At 74.7% G+C, this 1,160-nt stretch carries 1 protein-coding gene and 1 pseudogene; both read left to right on the top strand.

Annotated features, from left to right (window positions below; all coding sequences use genetic code 11):
- Nucleotides 1-148 precede the first annotated feature (148 nt).
- Nucleotides 149-601 carry a MerR family transcriptional regulator gene (locus BVI061214_RS00650; protein ID WP_003049650.1) on the top strand — a complete coding sequence of 151 codons (453 nt, stop codon included), beginning with the start codon at nucleotides 149-151 and terminating at the stop codon, nucleotides 599-601.
- A gap of 9 nt (nucleotides 602-610) precedes the next feature.
- A pseudogene (locus BVI061214_RS00645) lies at nucleotides 611-1,160 on the top strand (hypothetical protein); the annotation flags it as partial.

Here is a 1,160-nt window from a genome sequence, read left to right as displayed (position 1 = left end):
CCGGCCCCAAAGGGCTTTTGGCCCGGGCAAAGGGGGGTGAGCACCCCCCCGCTCAGCGCTCAGCGCCTTTCCCGAGCGGTGAGCGTTCAGGCAATCGAAGGGATGGCTGGGCGAGCGCTCACCCCGTCAGGCGGGGTATCCTGGCCCCGTGGACCCCACCCTTTACGCGCCCTGGCAGGCGGCCCGGATCCTGGGGGTCTCCCCCGCCACCCTGCGGCGCATGGCGGCCCTGGTGGAGGAGGTCCTGCACCCCCTTCCCAGGGATGCGGGCGGGGGGCGGCTTTGGCCCGAGGGGGTGCTGGGCCTCCTGGCGGAGGCCCGGGGGCGGGCCAAGGCGGAGGGCATCCCCCTGCGGGAAGCCCTCCTGCAGGTCAAGGAGGCGTCGGGGGCGGAAGGGGCCTTCCCCCCACCCCCGCCCCTCGCCACCCAAGCTTCTGGGGAGGAGGCCCTGGCCCTCCTCCGGGCCCTCCTGGAGCGCCTGGAGCGGGTGGAGGGGGAGCTTGCCGCCCTGAGGGCAGAGAACCAGGCCCTGCGGGAGAGCCTGAAGGCCCTGGAGGCCCCCAGGCCCCGGCGGCCCTGGTGGGCCTTCTGGCGGCGGTAGGGGCCTAGGATGGAAGGGATGGCGGAGCCCGTGGAGGCCCAGGAAGCCCTCCCCGCGGGGGAGGAAGGGACGAGGGAAGGCGTGGGGGAGGAGCGGCGGGAGAAGCGCCCCCCGCACCCGCCCCACCAGGCGGTCCTCTTCCTCCCCGGCGTCCTGAGGGAGGGCCTCTTCCACGCGGAGAGGCTCCCCCGGGGGGTGCCGGTGGCCCTGGGGGGCAAGGCCCTCAAGGACCCCCAGGGGGAGGCGGGGGAGGGCGTCTTCGCCCTCTGGCCCCGCACCGACGAGGGGGGAAGGATCCTCTCCCTCCAGGTGGCCAGCCGCCTAAGGGAGCCCTACGAGGGGCCCCAGGCCGTGGTCCAGGGGGTCCTCCTCTACGCCGACCGGGAAAGGCTGGTCCTCCTCATCCTCCCCAAGGGGGGCGAGGGCTTCAAAGTGGGCCTCAAGCGGGCCCGGGGCTTCGCCGCCCGCCTGGAGCCCAAGAAGGCCTACCGGGTGGAGGGGAGGCTGGGCGGCCCCTACCTCCTGGCGGAAAGGGCCTGGCCCTTGGGCAAGTACCTCC

This window comes from Thermus aquaticus (genome assembly GCF_001280255.1).
GTDB classification, from domain to species: Bacteria; Deinococcota; Deinococci; order Deinococcales; family Thermaceae; genus Thermus; species Thermus aquaticus.
Note: the sequence above shows the minus strand (reverse complement) of the source record. Positions and strands in the feature narration are given on the sequence as shown.